The sequence below is a fragment of the Clostridioides sp. ZZV14-6009 genome (assembly GCF_020658095.1).
GTDB lineage: Bacteria > Bacillota > Clostridia > Peptostreptococcales > Peptostreptococcaceae > Clostridioides.
The window spans coordinates 266,210-285,611 of sequence record NZ_JAGWDG010000002.1; the positions used below are offsets into that span (position 1 = coordinate 266,210).

Here is a 19,402-nt window from a genome sequence, read left to right on the forward strand (position 1 = left end):
TTTTTAGTTAATAATTAATTATTTATAGATAAATTATAGCTTTTGACTTTCATTTTTAAAGCATTTTTCAATTTTAATAACTTTATATGCAAGACAGAAGTGTTTTTTTTCATTCATTTGTTTATTTCATCTATATAATTATTTATTTTTCTCCATAGAATGTCTTTACATTCCCTTAAATACTTCATTACATACTTTGAAGAGCAAAATAAAAATATGTATACTAAATGCACGTTAAAATATTATTTTAAAAAAACGACAATATTTGTACATAATGTAGACATATAAATTTATAAATTATACAATAGTATTATTAAGATTATATATTTTTTAACATAAATTTTATATTGGAGGAAAAACAATGGAAAAAAACTATACTATGCCAATATACCAAAAGATAGCTTTGGATATTGCAAATAAAATATATACAGGTGAAATACAGGAAGATTCAGTATTGTTTGGACGCTCTGTTTTGGCTGGTAAATACAACGTATCACCAGAAACTATAAGGAGAGCTGTTAAAATTTTAGAAGATATTGGTGTTGTTAAAAGCATAAAAGGTAAAGGTGTTATTGTATTATCACCAGGCAAAGCTTCTTCTTTTATAAAAAAATATAGAGACATTACAAATATATCATCATATAAATCAACACTTTACAATTTAATAGATACTAAATCAAATCTAGAAAATGAAATCTTAGATACTATAAATAAAATTATAGATTATTCTAATAGACTCGAAATAATAAACCCCTTAGTGCCCGTTCAGTTCACAATAAATTCTAATTGTAAGTACATTGGCCAAACAGCTGCACAAACTAAGTTTTGGCAAAATACAGGGGCTACAATCGTTGCAATTAAAAGAGGTGAGGAACTTATAATCTCTCCTGGTCCATATATTGAATTTTTAGAAGGAGATATTCTTTTGGTTGTTGGAGACCAGCATATTTATAATTCTATACCAATGTTTTTATACGAAAATGAAAAATAGATTATACTACTTGGTTACAACTATACAAAAATATAAATTTGAGAATAAAAAAGTAAAAATAAAAAAGTAGAGCTTTACAAAAGCCCTACTTTTAAATTCAAATGCATCTAACCTTTAAAGGTCTTGCTCATCTTCTTTTTCCCAACTTAAAGCTCTTGACACAGCTTTCTTCCAACCTTTATATAATCTACTTCTCTTCTCTTCACTCATATTTGGATTAAACTCTTTTTCGACTGACCATTTTGATGTAATTTCATTTCTTCCAATATAGAATCCTACACACAATCCTGCTAAATAAGCAGCTCCCAAAGCTGTAGTTTCTACTATTTTAGGTCTATCTATATCTACATTTAGTATATCTGACTGGAATTGCATTAAGAAATTATTATTACTTGCTCCTCCATCAACCTTTAATGACTTTAATTTTAATTTTGAATCGTGTTGCATTGCTTCTAATACATCTTTTGTTTGGTACGCAATTGATTCCAATGTTGCTCTAATTATATGCTCTTTTTTTGCACCTCTTGTAATACCCAATATTGACCCTCTAGCATACATATCCCAATATGGAGCACCAAGACCTGTAAATGCAGGTACTACATACACACCATTAGTATCTTCTACTCTATTTGCATAAATTTCACTATCGCTTGCAGATTCAATCATTTTAAGTTCATCTCTAAGCCATTGGATAGATGCCCCTCCAATAAATATACTTCCTTCTAATGCATAAGTTACTTTTCCATCAACACCCCAAGCAATTGTTGTAAGCAAACCATGTTTAGATTTAACTATATTGTTACCTGTGTTCATAAGTAGAAAGCAACCTGTTCCATAAGTATTTTTTGCAGTACCTTCTTCAATACAATTTTGACCAAACAAGGCTGCTTGTTGGTCTCCTGCGCATCCAGCAATAGGTATTTTAGCTCCTGATAGCATACGTTCATCTGTATGACCATAGACATAGCTAGAAGGTTTTACTACTGGTAACATACTTATTGGTATATCTAGTTCTCGTAGTATGTCTTTATCCCACTCTAAGTTATTTATATTGTACATCATCGTTCTAGATGCATTTGAATAATCTGTTATATGTACTTTTCCACGCGTTAAGTTCCATATTAACCATGTATCTATAGTACCAAATAATAATTCGCCTTGTTCTGCTTTTTCTCTAGCACCTTCTACATTATCTAGTATCCACTTTATTTTTGTTGCTGAAAAGTATGCATCTATCAAAAGACCCGTTTTTTCCTTTATCGATTCCTCTAATCCTTTACTTTTGAGTACATCACAGATTTCTGATGTTCTTCTACATTGCCATACTATTGCGTTATAAATCGGTTTCCCAGTATACCTACTCCAAACAATGGTAGTCTCTCTTTGATTAGTTATACCTATTGAAGCAATTTCTTCTGGTCTTATACCTGCTGTTTCTATGACCTCTCTCATTACCCCACTTTGTGAACCCCATATTTCCATAGGGTCATGTTCTACCCAGCCAGCTTTTGGATAAATCTGTTTAAATTCCTTTTGCGCAATTTTTACTATTTCACCTTTTTTATTAAATAATATAGCTCTTGAACTAGTTGTTCCTTGGTCTAGTGCCATTACATACTTCTTTTCCATCATTTTACTCTCCTTATCATATAATAATATTATTAACTTATTAAAAAGAAAAATCTAATATTACATAATTTTAGTACATATTCCTGTTTAAATATAAAAAATATAAATTTAATTAGATTAAATACTTATATAATAAGACATTTATTTTACATCATATCTATATATTAATATTATACATTATAGCTTTCATATTGATTAATAAATTTTAAAGGTTTATAATAAACAGTGTTCATAATAATTTTAATAGAAGAGGTGGTCATATGCCTAAGATTTTAGAAAACGTTAAGGAAGATATACTAAAAGTGTCTCGAGATATGATTTTGGAAGAAGATTACTCAAATATTAGTATAAGAAAAATAGCTCAAAGGTGTGGTATAAGCGCAGGTACAGTATATAATTACTTCAAATCAAAACAAGAAATAATAGAATATATTACAAAATCAGAATGGGATTTATTGATAAGGCGAATTGAATACTCTAATAAAAATAGTGATAATTACATTGAAAAACTAAATATTATCTTTACAGAAATAAGAAATTTTATAAACAAGGTTCATAATATTCAATATGATGATTTTTTAGATACTTTTGGAGTGGAAAGATTTATCGAAATGAAAAAACATAAAAATGATTTTCATGAGCAACTTTCAAATAAAGTATATGAAGCTTTAGAACAAGAAAATTTCTTTAATAATGATAAATTAGTATGTAATATCATAATCAAAATGTTTTTTTCATACTCAACATATCTTCATATAGAATTTGAAGATTTAAAGCCATATATTGAAAAATTAATACATTAAGGTGGTGTTTACCTTGAATTCTAATACTAGTGTTCAAAGCAAAGATAATAATCCAAAGTTATTTTTAGTACTCACTCTCTATCTTCTAGGTATATTTATGGGAGCTATTGATACTGGAATAGTATCACCAGCAAGAACAATTATACAAAATAGCCTAGGTGTAAATGAAAAAACAGGAATTTGGATGATTACTATATATACACTAACATATGCGTCTGTAATCCCTATCTCTGGTAAATTAGCAGATAAAATAGGAAGAAAATATGTATATTTAGTTAGTATATTTCTATTTGGTAGTGGTTCATTAATCTGTGGATTATCATCATTATTTTCCAACTTTTATATTTTACTAATTGGCCGTGTTATACAAGCTATTGGTGGAGGCGGAATTATGCCAATTGCTACAGCAGAATTTGGAACCACTTTCCCAGAAAACAAAAGAGGCATGGCTTTAGGTTTAGTTGGAGCAACCTATGGTATTGCAAATATTTTAGGCTCAAGTATAGGTAGTACAATACTAAGTATATTTGGAACTCAAAATTGGAAATGGTTGTTTTTTGTTAATCTTCCAATATGCTTGGTTATAATTATTGGAGGAATACTATTTATTAAAAATAATAAGTCTCCATCTACAGAGAAAATAGATAAATTAGGAACATTAATGTTGATATGTATAATAGTATCTTTGTTATATGGTCTTATGAATATAGACTTTTTTAATTTTAAAAATTCTATACAAGATACATCAGTTTATCCTTATTTATTGACATTTATAATACTTATACCTATTTTTATATTTGTTGAAAATAAAGCTAAAGACCCTATTTTGAATTTCGAATATTTTTTAAATCCAAGAATACTAATAGTACTCATTCTATCTTTAATTGTTGGCATTGGAATGATGGGTATGGTATTTGTTCCACAATATGCTGAAAATGCATTAAAAATAAATGCTGGTTCTGGTGGATATTTTGTTGCCATATTAGGATTATTTGCAGGTATCGCTGCCCCTCTGAGTGGAAGACTTATCGATAAATTTGGTGCAAAAAAGATACTATTACTTGGATTTTCAGTATCTATGATAGGCTCTCTTTATCTAGTTTTAATTGCACTAAAAACCAATACAGTATTTAGTGTATGTGTAAGTCTAATATTTATGGGATTAGGAATGGGATTTACTATGGGAACACCTTTAAATTACATGATGCTTTCAAATACAAAAATAGAAGAATCTAATTCTGCACTTGCAACACTATCTCTGATACGCTCAATTGGAACTTCAATTTCGCCTGCAATAATGATTGGATTTATAGCACATGCGGGATTATCTGTACAGGATAATATTATGGATATAGTTGGTAAGCCATCAACACCTAAAATAGTTCAACTTGAAGAACTTGAAACTATGATAGATGATTTAAAGTCAGACCCAGAAATGGCTAAGAATTTAAAAAATATTTCTATACCAAATATGAACGATTCATCAAGTATTAATATGGATATGACAGATGGCAAACTACCAAAATACTTACTAGACAAAGTTCAATCAGCAGATACAACCAATATTACCAACATCACAAAAGAAATATCAACAACAATGTTTGATGAAAAAGTTCCTTCTGTAATTACAAAAATAGAATCAAATGTTCAAAAAGGAATAGATGGTACTCAAAGTGGAATAAATGGTATTGAGGAAGGCGAAAACAAACTAAACAGTGGCATCAAAGGAATTCAAACTGGTATTGACAATATGGTAAAAGCTAGAACTGGTATTAATCAAGGAATAGCTGGAATAAAAAAAGGTATCGCTGGAACTGATAAAGGCATAAAAGGTATGGAACAAGGTATAAAAAAACAAGATAAAGCTATAAATGAAATGACACTTGCTTATAATAAAATACCTACAATACCACAAGGTACTACTCCTCCTGATAACGAAAATTCATCAAATAATCAAGAACAAAATAACACTAGTAATTCTGACTCAAACAGTAATAAAAATGATTCTACAGAAAATAAAAATAATAATTCTAGTGAGAATAAATCAAATTTAAATGAAAAAAAAGAAGCTCTAAATGCTCAAATACAACAACTTAAAAAAGCAAGAGCTGAGTTAAATACCAAATTACAAAAAACTAAGTCTCAAAGAAAACAATTACGTAAAAAACTTAAAAACATGGAATCTCAAAAGAAAGAACTTCAGACAAAATTAAATGATTCCATGAATAAAAAACAAGACATGGAAAAAGGTTTTGACACAATGGAGCAACAAAAAAAATCGCTTCAATTAGTTCTAGCAAAGACACAAGAAGTAAAAGATGAAATACCAAAAGCTTTTAATAAGTCAAAACTCGATTATATAAATTCTATAGAAAACAATAAAATAAAAATAGAAAATACACTACAATCTACTCTAAATTTAGGATTTAGACAGATGTATATAACAGTTTTTTGTGTAAATTTACTTGCATTCATAATATTGTTATTCTATAAAGAAAACAAAACTAGATAAACAAGTCCAATAGTATTATATTGTAAGCTTATGCTATATTTTAAACATTTGAAATTCTTTATCTTTAACTAATATAAACTACAATATAATACTATTCTCTTCCTAATATCTATTCTTAATATAATTTTTATATATTCTTCATTATTAGAAAATTATATTTTCATATCCAAGTATACTTTAAAAGTAATCTATAAAATATATTATTAAAACTACTTTATTTTCAATATCTACTTTTGCCTATTAAAAGATATCTATAAATCAAAATAAACCATATATTTTCAATTATAATATGTTAAAATCATAGTATGAGTATATTAATTTAAGTAAAATGTCATTTAGACTTTATTTTAGTAATTTTATAGAACAAAAGGAATATATCTCGATTTTTAATGTCATTTAGACTTTTATTTATGAAAAGAAAGGAGTGTGTTCATGGATACTTTAGGAAAAAGAATTGCTTATTTGAGAAACTCCAGAAAACTTACCCAGCGTAAACTTATGGATATTTTAAAATTTGAAAACTTAGGTAAGTTTGAAACTGGAGGTAGGAAGCCTAATTGCGATATATTAATGTCAATAGCTGATTATTTTGATGTTAGCACTGACTGGCTTCTATATGGAAAAGAAAAAGTAAACTCCAATAATAGTGTTGAAGAAAATAAGGAAGATTATTTGTATAATCTACATGTAACTGATGACGAAATGATGATATTAAATCTCTATAGGCAATTGAATGAACGTGATAAAATAAAAATAGAAGGAATGCTAGAGTTTAAGATATCTGAATATAATGAATTAGAAAAACATTCTCCTTCTGATAGTAACGATAAACCAGTTTAAACATACATAACTTGATACGAATTTACATCATTTATAAAGATTCTTTTTTTGTGCTAAATTGACAACTAAAATATGGATATTAAGTTGCTCAAATAAACTATAATTTAATTACAAACACATTTATTGTAGTTAGATTAACATATCCATATTTTAGTTTATATGTTTTTTATATGTTTTTAAAAATATTCTATCTCACTATGTAATTCTTTCTATCTCTAATTAATATATTATTTATGTCTTTAATTCTTCCAACATCTTTTTATATACAATTGTACATCCTTTGTAATTTTCCTCTCTAAGAAGGATTGAACATGAAGTAGAATATTTAGTTAAAATATCCAGTTTTTCCATGTTTAAACTTCGTACACCATTGAGAGCTGTAATAAAATCATCAATTGCTCTACAGCACTCTATTACCCCTTCTGAATCTAATTTACACATAATAATATGCCCCTTCTTCATATATTAGTTATTAATATTAATCTTCTTCTGAATATTCTATATTAAGCAATTGATAAATTGATGATTTATATTTTTTTCCTGTTCTTCTGCCATTTAAAATAGCTGACAAATAGTTTTCATTAACACCGACTTTTTTTGCTAATTCTCTTTGAGTCATGTTTAATTCAATAAGCCTTTGCTTGACCTGTATTCCCAAAAAAGGTATCCATTTTTTTCGAGTATCCATTTAATCAAGTTTCCTTTCTAAGTGGATTTATATTTAATTTTATTATTAAATTTATACACCTCCCTCTGTTTAGTATATTTTTTAAATATGTACAAATATTAAGTACATGAATTTATTTAATACTAAATAAGATTTTTTGATTACTTTGTGCTAAAATTAGGATGTAATTTCGTATCATTAAATTAATTATAAGGTCACTTTGACCTTAAGTCAATATTTTTATGTCATTTTGACCTTAATTTTGCAACTATTTATATTTTAAAAAGTCTTTCTGACATTAATTGAATGGAGAGTGTTTATGGATACTTTAGGAGAAAGAATTGTTTATTTAAGAAAAACAAAAAAACTTAAGCAATATGAATTAGAAGAAATGTTAAACTGTGATAATTTGAGTAAATTTGAAAGAAATATTAGAAAACCAAATTATGAGATATTAAAATCCATAGCTGATATATTTAATGTTTCTGTAGACTGGCTATTAAATGGAGATAATATATCACAAGAATCAAATTTAATTTGCGATTCCTCACCAAACTATCCATTTAATAGCATAAGTTCTGATGAAATAAAACTTTTAAAAAACTTTAGAAAACTAAGTGATTATGATAGAGCAAAAATAGAAGGTATGATTGAATTAAAACTTCATGAATATGAAAAAGAGAAAGACTTTGAAAAAACTGAGTATAATAAAAATAAAGATAAAAAAATAGATGAATAATTTTTATGTTGCTTTTGATACGATTTTACATCATTTCTTTGCTCTAATATTTTTATTTCATTTATTTTCTTTTTTATAGTTTTATGATAAAATAATTAGTATATTTTGCTTTACTTGAATGTAATTATTTATACAAAAGTCAAACATAATATAAATGTAGTAAATTTTTAGTTTCAAGTAATCTCTCGTTATTATAACTAAATATTTATTAAAATTAGGAGGATAAAATGGGCTTAAAAGACAAATTCGCGCAATCATTTGCTAGATCAAAAACTATGAGTGGCCCTGAGAAAAAGGCTAATGAAATAATGGGTAAATTACTTCTTAAGAAGGCTATATTACCTATCGTTTTAATGTTCGTGATAATAATCGCTGGAGCTATGCTGAAAATCAATTCTTGGGTTACACTTGGCATAAATTTAGTTATTGCTGTTGGTGCTTTCTTCTACATAAGAAATTCTAGTAAAAAGTATCAAAACTTTAAACCTTATGTTGGCAATTTGATTAGTTTAGAGAAAAAAGGTAAAAAAGAGTATGTTGCTATCATAAAACAAGGTAAATTACCAGTTAAATTACAAATTGCTTATGGTGGTGAAGACCTTGAACATATTAAGAAAAATCAAATGGTTCAAATAAGTTATAATCCAGATGCTAAGATAGCTATTTTAGTTAACAGACAATAATTTTATAGTTTAATTATAAAAAGAGGTAGCATTTAATGCTACCTCTTTTATATTTGTTCATTTTTTCAATTTGTTTCGTTTTATTTAGTTTTCTAATTAAGCTAATTTATTCAAGTTTCCTATCTATTTGTTTTACACATTTATTTATATATATTTCTTTATTTGTATTTTAATTATGCTTTTCTAAGTACTTTAACACAAGCTCAAAAGTTTCTTTTCTATCATGCCCAACAAATTCAATATATTTATCAGAATAATTTTTTACGACTTCAGTAGATTTTCCACCTATAGAAAAAATATTTTTTGCCATTTTATTTTTATAGTCCTTTATATCAATTAATAAGCTTTTTTCTATATAAAATGACATTATGGTTGCAATTGCTTTATCAACTTCTCCAGAATATACTATTACATTTTCATAAGATTCCTGTAAGTTATCTTCTTCTTTTATATTTTTATTTAAAATTCCCTCTGCTATTAGTTTTGCAATTGTGTGTTTGCTTCTAATATAATAATCAGTGTCTACTTTACTGTCTACAAAACAAGTTTCGATTAGTATTGCTGGTGCTTTTGTATGATTAAGCCAGTATAGGTTTCTTATATCTTCTTTCGCTCCTCTATTTTTAAACACAGTTGAAAGTTTTGAGTTTACTCTTTTTGCATATATTTCTCCGTTATTTGTTTTATATATTGTTTCTGTTCCCATAGGATTTAGAGTTGTTTTATTTGCATTAAAATGGATTTGTACTGCTAGGTCTACATCTTGTTTGTTGGCTATTTGGCATTGTTCTGATAGATATTCATTTGATTTGTCTATTTTACCAGTATATGTTGTTGCTCCTCCTAGTTTTAGCCATTTTACTATTAGGTCTGTTAGGATTCTGTTTTCTTTTCCTTCGTCTATATAGCCAACTGCCCCAGTTCCTTTTCCTGACAATGTGTGACCTGGTACTATTGCTACTTTCATATTATACATCTTCTTTTTGTAACATATCTTTTATATCAGTTACATTTTCTTTAATTTCCTCTACATCTATCTTCATTATTCCCATCTGTACAAGTATATTTTTATTTATTTCTTGTTGTTGAGTAGATAATTCTATAAAATTCTCTACAGTTTTTTTGTACATATCTCTATCTTCTTTTTTCTCTTCCATAGTGTTTTTAAATAGAAGAGCACATAATATCCCTATTGCCCCTAGACTACTCAATTCGGTTACTAACTTATCCATTATAGTCTCCTATCATCTAATTTTTTTATACTTACATCTTGAATTTTTACTATATTTTAATATCATATAGTACTCTATATTTTGACACTGCTACTTATATATTTAGTGTTTTAATTTTTTATTTCTTTTATAAATTAATTAAATCTATAAAATATTAATATAGCAAAAAATAAGTACAAGGTCTTGACTTTAGTAAGTAAGACCTTGTACTTTGCATAAAAAAAATAACTACTATATAGTTATTCTAAGTTTACTATTCAACTGGTATTTCTAGTTCTTCACATCTAATTCTAACTTGTTCTCTAATTATTGTTGGTACCTCTTCTATAGTTTTCTTTCCTCTTAAAATTAATGCTACATATACTTCTACCATTCCACTTTCACCTCCAGATTTTGATGTGTTAAATGTGCTTATACTGCGAACTTCATTGACAAGACTTTGACTTAATAACATCTCATATATTTCTGCATTTGCTATAAAGTTACTTGTTATATCATCATCTTGCTTTACTTGACCTGCACTTATGTCTGAAATATCTTTATATTGCATTTCTACTTTTCTACCTTGTTTGATTTGCTCTATTTTGTTTTTATCAAATTTAAACAATTTTTAACACCTCCATTTTAAGCTTCTGATTCGTTGTTTTCTGCATCATATCTAAAAATCATAGATGGACGTTTTATAGCTGTCCATTTATCTCCTTTTTCTACTATGATTTTAGGTTGAGCACTTTTTATGTTGGCTTCTTCTAATTCATAGATTTCTTGATAGCTTGAATCTGATTTTTTAATTTCAACTAGTTTCATGTCTTTAAATAAATCAGATTTATTTATTTTTACTTGAACCTTAGTCTTATTTATTAATTGATATATAGGGTCTCCAAGGTTTAAATCTTCTTCAAGACCTCTATCTAGTGTAATTGTAATATCTTGCTCATTAGATGTTGTATTGACTACTTTGTACATTCTATTGCCTATCATAACATAAGAGTCTTTAATTATAGAATTTCCAGTACTCTCTTTAAAAATAAATAAAGATGCATATAAATCATCACCTTTACAGTAAGCTCTAAATAGTATCTTATTCTCTCCTATCTTAATTTTATCTGGTGGTACTTCAAATGATATTTTTTCAGTAGTTAAGTCACTTATAGATTTTATACTTTCTCCATTTATAAGCATTTCTATTCTGCTTATATCTTTATTAGGGTCTTGTATTTTTATCTTAATTGATGAAATTGACTTTTCAGTAATTTCTATAGCAGCATTTGTTGTTCCTACTTCTGATATAATATATAATGTATTGTCTGTTGCAAGCACATCCTTTACTGTATTTACATCTTCAGAAATAGGTACTATAGTAAATTCTTTTAAAAATTCTACTGGTTGTTCAATTTTATATACATCTCTATTTTTCCCAGTAACCCATACTGAATTATCATTTTTAAGTACTAATATATGGTCACTTCCAAAAGATTTTATTTCTCTTATGTCTGTTAATGCTTTTGTAAAGAACTTAATTATAGTATTTTCACTATCACTTCCTAATCCTAAAGTACCTTTATCATTATACCCTTGTACAAATAATTCATTGCTTGTAGTTACTACTAATGTATAGTTTTTACCACAATGTACTTCTTTACAGCTAGATACAGTTGTAATTCTTTGTAATTCAGTAACTGGATTATTATGACCTATACCTAATTGGTACTCTGAGTTTTTACCAATAGACCAAAGACTATCATCAGATTTTATAAAGTAAGTAAAGTTATCTCCACATGAAACATGTTTTACATCTGATATATTAATCTGCACAAATTCATCTACTTGATTTATAGACAAGTCTTGTAATAGTTCTCCATGGTAGTTTGTACCACATCCATACATTGTTCCATCATTAAGCAATACAATAATATGAGTTTTAGAAATAGATACTTCTTTTATATTTTCATATGGAAGTTCAGTATAAAGGTCTCCTTTATATAAGTTTCCTAATACTAAGCCATAGTCTATATCTTTTGTAGTAGGTATAACTATCTTATTGTTTAGAAGTATAAAATTATGTCTATTTTTAATAGATGTTAAATCTCCCATTACAAAATTCATATGCTTATAATTAAATATTCTATTATCATTATTTCTACTATCATATCTATTACCAACACCTAATTGCCCATAATTATTTAATCCACAAATATATATATCATTAGTATCTTTTATTGCTATATTAGCATACTCTAGAGGAAGTATTTTCTTTACTCTTGTATTGGTTTTTATAAATGTATCTCTTTTTGCTACATCACCAAGACCTAATTGTCCATAATCATTAAAACCTGTGCCATATAAGTCACCATTATCACTTACATAATATCCACATCTACAACTCATACTTATGTCTTTTGCCTTTGATGCTATTTTTTTAATCTTCTCTGGAGTCTCACTTCCTGTACCTGAACCATTACTACATTTACCTGCAGTATATACATCACCTTCACTTGTAAGTAAAAGTACTGCATTATTTCTGTTTGGAGCTACTTTTACTACATTTGAAATTGGAATTTCAGAAAATGAACTTTGATTACTATTACTATTTAGACCTAAGCAATAATCAGTATTTAATCCTGTACTATATGCCGTATTATAGATTGTTATTATATAAGTATTTATTTCATTTGGTATAACTTCTTTTACATTTTCCATACACTTTATAAAACTGTATTGGTCAGTAGTATTTCCCATACCTAGCTGTGAATTATTATTGTATCCACAACAATATGCAATATTCGTATCCTTTACAATGAATGTTGTTGTATCTGAGCAGTATACATCTCTTACATTGGTTATATTGTTCACTGTAAATGTCAATACATCTGGATGGTTACTTTCACTTCCTAAGCCCAGTTGCCCATGAGTATTTTCTCCACATGAATATAGTGTGTTATCATCTTTGATTGCATGTGAGTGAGTAGTTCCTAAAACAACATCTCTTACATTTTGTATATTTACTTTGGTAAAGGTATTTCTGTTTACTATATCACCTAGTCCCAACTGTCCTTTAGTATTTAATCCTGTAGAATATAGTGTTCCATCATTTCTAATTGCAAATGTTGTGTTACCATCTATACTTGTTGATATTTTCTTTATATTATCAAGGTTTATTTGAGTAAACTTATTTCTATTTATTGTATCTCCCAAACCTAATTGTCCATAGTTATTATTTCCTGTGGCGTAGGCTGTACCATCATTTTTGACTATAAACATTGTATTTCTTGATGTTGTAATTTCTTTTATATCATCCATAAATATAAATGAGTTTGATTGTTCAGTTATATTTGTGAATTTTCTTATTGGTTCATTATTATATTCTCCTATACCTAGTTTGTTAAATTGATTTGCTCCTGTTACGTATATATTATTCTTTTTATCTACTACTACTACAGTATTTCCTTTTACAATTATATCTTTTATGTCTTTTAATCCTGTATCATAATTACTTGCACCCTCTATATTTGTTGAATTCCCAAATTGCCCACTATTAGCAATCCCTTTTCCATATAACTTGGAATTACTATGATATATTATAAAATTACTTCCTAAATTAGAAATCTCAGAATTAATACTAGTGTAACTTTTATATCCAGTAATGGTTGAGCCAAATGTTTTTGGATATCCAGTAATATATGAACTTCCTTTCTTAAAAAATAATATATTATTTGACATCCCTATTACTTTTTCAATTCCACTAAAATCAGTCTCTTGTATAAAATAAGTATTATGATTTGAATTTGTAGCTTCAATAAAAATTCCATATCTTGAATAATCAGATATACTTGGACTACTATTTGATGTTCTTAAATATCCATGATATCCTGTTAAATAAACATAACCTCTTTCGTCAATTATTGCACAGCCATCATAAAAAGGAAAAACATCAGTTATTTTAGGTAACGTTCTAATGCCATTTGATGTAGAAGATGTTGAGTTTGTTCTACATTGAGATACTAGTGCTTTGCTTTGGTTATTATTATTTCCTGTACCTAATTGATAACTATAATTGTATCCAGAAACATATAGTTTCCCTTCACTGTTTATCATATATACAGAATAATCATATACTGCTATCTTTTCAATATTACTTATTCCCTGCTTATATGGATAATTAGAAGCTCTTTCTATATTATTATAAGAACTATTCCCCCAACCATATACTTCTTTTGAATGATTTAAGGCTATTACATAACTGCTTTCTACACAAAACTCCTTTATATTTTCTATTTCTATTTTTGTAAATATATTTCTATTAACTTCATCTCTTAAACCCAATTGTCCACTATTATTTAAACCACAAGAATATAAAGTTCCATTATTCTTAAGCACAAAAGTAGAACTTCCACTTCCCTTTATATCCAAAACATTATCTATATCTACCTTAGTCATAACTGACCTATTAATAGTATCTCCCAGTCCTAACTGTCCATTATTATTTAACCCACAAGCATACAATGTACCATCATTCATAACAATAAACATATTGTTATTTGTCAACTCTATCTTCTTATAATCTTGAAAATTATCACTTAACTTTACATTTAAAAATTCACTATTATCCTTTGTAACATACAAATAATCATCATTGACCAATAGACCTGAATAATTATCTAAATTTGAAGATTGTACCTTTGAAAACTCATACAGAAAAGTTGTATGAAAAAATGAACCAAGTTGACCTGCTAAATTACAGCCAGATACAAATATCTCTTTTGAACCATTTATTAAAAAATTAAATTGAGAACCACACTTAATATCTTTTATATTTTCTACATTAACTTTAACAAAAGTATTTCTTGCTGCTACATCTTTGTTGGCATTTGCTAGTTGACCATAATTATTTTGTCCTGTACTAAATAGTGTATTATCATATTTTAATATCATAGTATGACCATTTCCACAAGAAGCATACTTAACATTATTTATACTAGAAAGAGTAAATACAATTGAATTATTATTATTTCCTGTACCAAGTTGACCAACACTATTAGCACCTGTAGTATACATAGTTCCATCATTCTTAATAAGGATTGTATGACTACTACCACACGCTATCTGTTTTACATTATCCATACCTTCTATTTTATTAAAAACACTCTTATTTAAAGTACTATTAATTCCCAACTGCCCACTTGAATTTAATCCACATGCATGTGCTGTCCCATCCATTTTTATGATAAATACAGATTGATTATAAGTTACTACATCCTTTACACTATCTATATTCACCTTAGTGAAAGTGGCTCTGTTGTTAGTATCACCTAGTCCAAGTTGACCACTTGAATTTAAACCTGCTGAATATAATGTTCCATCATTTTTAAGTATAAAAGTAAAGTCATAACCACATGCAACAGTTTTTACATCATCTATCGGTAACTTAGTAAATTCATAATATACTGTAGACTCAATTACACCTAATTGACCTACATTACTCGTTCCTGCTCCATATGCAAATCCATCTTTAGTTACTGCTACACTATGCTTTGAACCACAAGATACGTATTTTACATTATCAATTTTTACTTTACTAAACATCCTTCTCTCTGACGAATCCTTTCCAAGTCCTAATTGAAAACCTGTATTATCACCACAAGCATATAAATTCCCATCTGATTTTAAACCAAAGGTACTATTACTTATACCAGTAAAAAATGCTACAAAATCATAATCATTATATCTTTTATCAAAATCATCAATCAATATATTCTTATCGTTAAAATAAGCACCACGTTGTAAAAGTTTATTTTGCTTCATTATCAGAACTCCCCCCTTTATTTATCTTATTTCATATGAATACTTATTTAGAGTTATATCTTTTTGTTCTTTTAAATAAGTATTACTAGATTTTGTCTCAACAAAGTTATTATCCATCTCATGTATATATCTAACTCTATTTGCACTAAATGGCAATACCACATCTCTAAAAATCACATTACCCATTTCACCTGTTATACATTTTCTATTTAAATCTAACTTAAGTCCTTCTATAGCTACTATGTTATTTCCATTTGCTAATGTATCATACCAATAACCAGCCTCATCTACAGTTACTTCTGACTCTAATTCTAGGTATATTAATATATCTAGCACTTTTTCAGATAATTTGTTATAGCTATTTTTTAATACTGATATATCAGTTTGTATTTGACCACTTATAACATCATCAAAAGATATGTTTTCTATTTTTTTAACTACCTCATTTATAGCTCCTGATAAATCTTTGGAATCTGTAGTTAATATATTTACATCACCAATGTTTACTTTTATTTCTTTTATATTCTTATCAAACTTATCATCTAAATCTTGAATATCCTTTTGAGTTACAAAAACCAATGTAGGGTCTACTTCTAATGTAATATTTGAAGTATTAGACAGCTGTAAAATCATCTTTACAACTAAATCTTTAATACTTCCATCTTCAGCACGTGGCTTATACGTCTCTGGATATTTGCCTATAGCTATTATATTATTTTCACTATCCAAAACAGCAGCTTCTCTTATCATAAATCCACCAACTGTTCCTGGTAAAATAGTCTCTATAACTATCCAATTAGGATTCTTCTCATCAATTCTTAGAGAATTTATATTTCCTTCCCAAACTACATTCTTTAAAGCAGTTTGCTCTTCTGTCGGCTCATAATATTCTCCATTACTATCTCCAACTTGAAACTTGGTTAATCCTACAAGCTCTCCTAGTGCAGTCGCATTTGCTATTTTTTCTCTACCAATTTTGGTTAATATTATATAAAACTTTTCTTCCAACTATACCACCTCCGATTTAGGATAAACTATTACATTTTCTACACCAGTATTATTTGCAATAGCTATATTAATCTTACAATTACTCTCAATACATTTAATACTTAAAGGATAGACCTTTATTTCTTCTCTACTTATCATTCCAGCTCCGCAATTTACAACAGCGCTACACTTTATAATTGGTTCAAAGTATGGATGAACTTTTACCTCTTCACTGCACACCATACCTCCACCACAATAAACCATACTTTCATCTAATATTATAGGCTCTAGATAATGTAACAAGTGCGCAGGCTTTACCTTTTCAATCATATCACTACAATCTAAAAGAGTTTTATAGTCACAATTATTTGCTATAAAACTCAGTACGAATGTAAACTTATCACTATAAACTTTTATATCTGTTTCTGATTTTGTATATGCCTCACAGATACTTTTTATAACATCAATAGTACTAGTACCTCTGCTTCTCATTTTAGCTTTTATATTGCTACGTCTTGTGTCAAAATCAAGTTCTTTTTTTCAATGCAGAGTATATCTTCCCACATATCTAATCCCCATGTTGCTGTATCAACAAATAATTGGTTAAAAGTATCATCAATATCTTCTTTAAGAATATTTAATTCTGTATCGTATGCACCTTGTATCTCTTCTACAATGTAATTTCTATCAAATGATGGTAGTTTATCAATTAGCTTCATTGATTTTCCACCTCACTAAAATTAACAGTTGTTACACTAGGTATTTTATCTTCATTAATAGTTATATTGTCTGTACTTCCATTTATAAGTAGGTTACTTAAATCATGTACACCAGCAGTATTTATAAGTATTCCCATGACTTTTGTATAGATTATCTCTCCTCTAATATCTCTAAAGTATGTATTTATACTTTCTAAGAAAGATTCTTTGACATTGTCTAATGTATATCCATCTTCTAGTTTCATTACTGCACTTATATTTATTTCTATTGGTAATGGTGTCACAACTGTTATAGTTGGTCCAATAGGCTTCTCTTCATCTATATGTTGCTGACACCTTTCAATCGTTTCTGTATCAACGGCTTGATTATTTTTCCCAAATATCAAGACCTTAACTGTTCCTGGACCATCCCATCTTGGATAAACCTTAACATTATAGACTCCATCTACTTCCAAAGCCCATTCTTCATAGTGAGCTTTATTTCCACTTGTAGCTTGATTTCTTTGGATTTTATAAAATCTTTCCTTTAGTTCTTCATCCGTCTCTATATCTGTACCACCTTCAAAACTTCTTGTGTTAGTAATCTTTGTAACTCCAGATATATTATCAACTAATTTAAATTCACAATTTGTAGGTAAATTATATTTCTTACCAACTTCTAGAGCTTGAACTGGGCTATTGTCACCTTCTTCACTACCAATAGTTACATCTTTTATTACTACAAATAGTAAATCTCTATATGATATTACTGTGCCATTACTTATTACAGTTCCTTTCTCTCCAATAAATTCAACTTCTCCATTTGACTCTGTACCCAACTTTCTATATACACCAAATTCATTGACTCTTTTATCGAGAAACTGGTTATATGTGTCTTGTATAAAAGCCATTTTATGTATCTTAAAAAGTTCTAGATATATCTTTGAAAGTTCTAGATTATTTCCAGATACCATGTTGCTTAGAAAAGAACCTTCACCCTTATAAATATCAAGCTTAATATTTTCAAGAGTTCTATTTTTTATTACTTCATATGTCTGGTCACTATACATTTATTTCCACCTCCCCATAGATAGTGGATACTTTTACATTTGCACTCAATATGTCTCTGTTAAAGTTAGCACTTTTTACATTTACTTCTAATATATATGGATTTATTAGAAGGGCCTCTTTTATGAATCTACTAGCTTCACTTTCTGTAAGGCCTTTTGTATATTTTTGTCCTATTAGTTCTGAAAGCTCTGTCCCATATTCTAAAGAGTATATCTCATGTTCATATCTATTTGTCCTTATACACTTGTATATCCAAACTTTTAAGGCCTCTTTTTTTTCAATTATTTTAAAGTCACCTTTTTCTAAAACAGGTTCATCTTTTTCAAAATCCCAGGCCACTTCACGAAAGATTGGCAATTCTTCCGTTTTAGGCAAGATATAATCTTCTGGGACACCTATAAAGGGAAATATTGTACTCATTATAAGCTCACCAACTTACTTACAACAGCAAATTTTTCGCCTATTCTAAACATTATTACCATATCTCCAGATTCAAAAGTATCTATAAATGGATTTTTTACTTCATGTTTGTGTTCTTGATTGGTTTCTGTATCAAATGATTCTATCTGTCTATCAAGCATCCAACTATCTATCAAAATATCTTCTTTTTCTAATATGATGTTATTTGTCTCTATTTTTAAATCTGGTAATTTATTTTCAATTTTTCCAATAAAAAAAGAAGGTTGGTTATGATACTTTCCTTCTTCTCTTATTATTCCTATAAATTCATTTATTGGATTAGCCATTA

Annotated in this window: 19 protein-coding genes; 6 read left to right on the top strand and 13 right to left on the bottom strand. The window is 27.8% G+C overall.

The window, feature by feature from the left end; genetic code table 11:
• The first annotated feature begins 361 nt into the window (after window positions 1-361).
• Window positions 362-991: a TrkA C-terminal domain-containing protein gene (locus tag KGF36_RS04535; RefSeq protein ID WP_227827254.1), complete on the top strand. Its 630-nt coding sequence runs from the start codon at window positions 362-364 to the stop codon at window positions 989-991.
• Window positions 992-1,105: 114 nt separating this feature from the next.
• Here KGF36_RS04535 and glpK read toward each other — a convergent pair whose 3' ends face one another.
• Window positions 1,106-2,620 carry a glycerol kinase GlpK gene (gene glpK, locus KGF36_RS04540; RefSeq protein ID WP_227839535.1) on the bottom strand — a complete coding sequence of 505 codons (1,515 nt, stop codon included), beginning with the start codon at window positions 2,618-2,620 and terminating at the stop codon, window positions 1,106-1,108.
• A gap of 260 nt (window positions 2,621-2,880) precedes the next feature.
• Between glpK and KGF36_RS04545 the strand changes: the two genes are divergently transcribed.
• The 3 genes from KGF36_RS04545 (at window position 2,881) to KGF36_RS04555 (ending at window position 6,775) form a co-directional block, all read left to right on the top strand.
• On the top strand, window positions 2,881-3,423 hold the full coding sequence (locus KGF36_RS04545) for a TetR/AcrR family transcriptional regulator (RefSeq protein WP_227827252.1): 543 nt from the start codon (window positions 2,881-2,883) through the stop codon (window positions 3,421-3,423).
• Window positions 3,424-3,427: 4 nt separating this feature from the next.
• Window positions 3,428-5,935: an MDR family MFS transporter gene (locus KGF36_RS04550; RefSeq protein WP_227827251.1), complete on the top strand. Its 2,508-nt coding sequence runs from the start codon at window positions 3,428-3,430 to the stop codon at window positions 5,933-5,935.
• Between the two features lie 432 nt (window positions 5,936-6,367).
• Window positions 6,368-6,775 (top strand): helix-turn-helix domain-containing protein, encoded by a 408-nt coding sequence (locus tag KGF36_RS04555; RefSeq protein WP_227827250.1) that lies wholly within the window; start codon window positions 6,368-6,370, stop codon window positions 6,773-6,775.
• Between the two features lie 231 nt (window positions 6,776-7,006).
• Here KGF36_RS04555 and KGF36_RS04560 read toward each other — a convergent pair whose 3' ends face one another.
• Both KGF36_RS04560 and KGF36_RS04565 read right to left on the bottom strand, forming a co-directional pair.
• Entirely contained in the window at window positions 7,007-7,216 is a 210-nt protein-coding gene (locus KGF36_RS04560; protein WP_227827249.1) for a hypothetical protein, read from the bottom strand.
• Window positions 7,217-7,253: 37 nt separating this feature from the next.
• Window positions 7,254-7,463 (bottom strand): helix-turn-helix transcriptional regulator, encoded by a 210-nt coding sequence (locus KGF36_RS04565; RefSeq protein WP_227434281.1) that lies wholly within the window; start codon window positions 7,461-7,463, stop codon window positions 7,254-7,256.
• A gap of 298 nt (window positions 7,464-7,761) precedes the next feature.
• Here KGF36_RS04565 and KGF36_RS04570 point away from each other — a divergent pair, with 298 nt between their 5' ends.
• Both KGF36_RS04570 and KGF36_RS04575 read left to right on the top strand, forming a co-directional pair.
• Window positions 7,762-8,181 carry a helix-turn-helix domain-containing protein gene (locus tag KGF36_RS04570; RefSeq protein ID WP_227827248.1) on the top strand — a complete coding sequence of 140 codons (420 nt, stop codon included), beginning with the start codon at window positions 7,762-7,764 and terminating at the stop codon, window positions 8,179-8,181.
• 227 nt (window positions 8,182-8,408) lie between these two features.
• Window positions 8,409-8,864 (top strand): hypothetical protein, encoded by a 456-nt coding sequence (locus tag KGF36_RS04575; protein ID WP_227434279.1) that lies wholly within the window; start codon window positions 8,409-8,411, stop codon window positions 8,862-8,864.
• Between the two features lie 169 nt (window positions 8,865-9,033).
• Here KGF36_RS04575 and KGF36_RS04580 read toward each other — a convergent pair whose 3' ends face one another.
• The 10 genes from KGF36_RS04580 to KGF36_RS04625 all read right to left on the bottom strand — a co-directional run bounded on the left by KGF36_RS04580 (window position 9,034) and on the right by KGF36_RS04625 (window position 19,400).
• The gene (locus KGF36_RS04580) at window positions 9,034-9,831 is read right to left on the bottom strand and encodes an N-acetylmuramoyl-L-alanine amidase (protein WP_227827247.1); all 798 of its coding nucleotides are present in this window, start codon (window positions 9,829-9,831) and stop codon (window positions 9,034-9,036) included.
• A gap of 1 nt (window position 9,832) precedes the next feature.
• The gene (locus tag KGF36_RS04585) at window positions 9,833-10,096 is read right to left on the bottom strand and encodes a hypothetical protein (RefSeq protein ID WP_227827246.1); all 264 of its coding nucleotides are present in this window, start codon (window positions 10,094-10,096) and stop codon (window positions 9,833-9,835) included.
• 253 nt (window positions 10,097-10,349) lie between these two features.
• Window positions 10,350-10,703: a CD1375 family protein gene (locus tag KGF36_RS04590; protein WP_227827245.1), complete on the bottom strand. Its 354-nt coding sequence runs from the start codon at window positions 10,701-10,703 to the stop codon at window positions 10,350-10,352.
• A 17-nt stretch (window positions 10,704-10,720) separates the two neighbouring features.
• Window positions 10,721-15,898, bottom strand: coding sequence for a chromosome condensation regulator (locus tag KGF36_RS04595; RefSeq protein ID WP_227827244.1), 5,178 nt, complete (start codon window positions 15,896-15,898; stop codon window positions 10,721-10,723).
• A 21-nt stretch (window positions 15,899-15,919) separates the two neighbouring features.
• Entirely contained in the window at window positions 15,920-16,906 is a 987-nt protein-coding gene (locus tag KGF36_RS04600) for a phage tail protein (RefSeq protein WP_227827243.1), read from the bottom strand.
• A complete protein-coding gene (locus tag KGF36_RS04605; RefSeq protein WP_227854574.1) occupies window positions 16,907-17,377 on the bottom strand; it encodes a hypothetical protein in 471 nt (156 codons plus the stop codon).
• Between the two features lie 8 nt (window positions 17,378-17,385).
• Complete coding sequence (locus KGF36_RS04610) at window positions 17,386-17,604, bottom strand: YmfQ family protein (RefSeq protein ID WP_227854575.1); 219 nt, start codon at window positions 17,602-17,604, stop codon at window positions 17,386-17,388.
• On the bottom strand, window positions 17,601-18,653 hold the full coding sequence (locus KGF36_RS04615) for a baseplate J/gp47 family protein (protein ID WP_227827241.1): 1,053 nt from the start codon (window positions 18,651-18,653) through the stop codon (window positions 17,601-17,603). Before KGF36_RS04615 ends, KGF36_RS04610 begins: the two co-directional genes overlap by 4 nt.
• Window positions 18,646-19,074: a DUF2634 domain-containing protein gene (locus KGF36_RS04620; RefSeq protein ID WP_227827240.1), complete on the bottom strand. Its 429-nt coding sequence runs from the start codon at window positions 19,072-19,074 to the stop codon at window positions 18,646-18,648. Before KGF36_RS04620 ends, KGF36_RS04615 begins: the two co-directional genes overlap by 8 nt.
• Entirely contained in the window at window positions 19,074-19,400 is a 327-nt protein-coding gene (locus KGF36_RS04625; protein ID WP_227827239.1) for a DUF2577 family protein, read from the bottom strand. The genes KGF36_RS04620 and KGF36_RS04625 overlap by 1 nt, the downstream gene beginning before the upstream one ends.
• Between the last annotated feature and the right edge of the window lie 2 nt (window positions 19,401-19,402).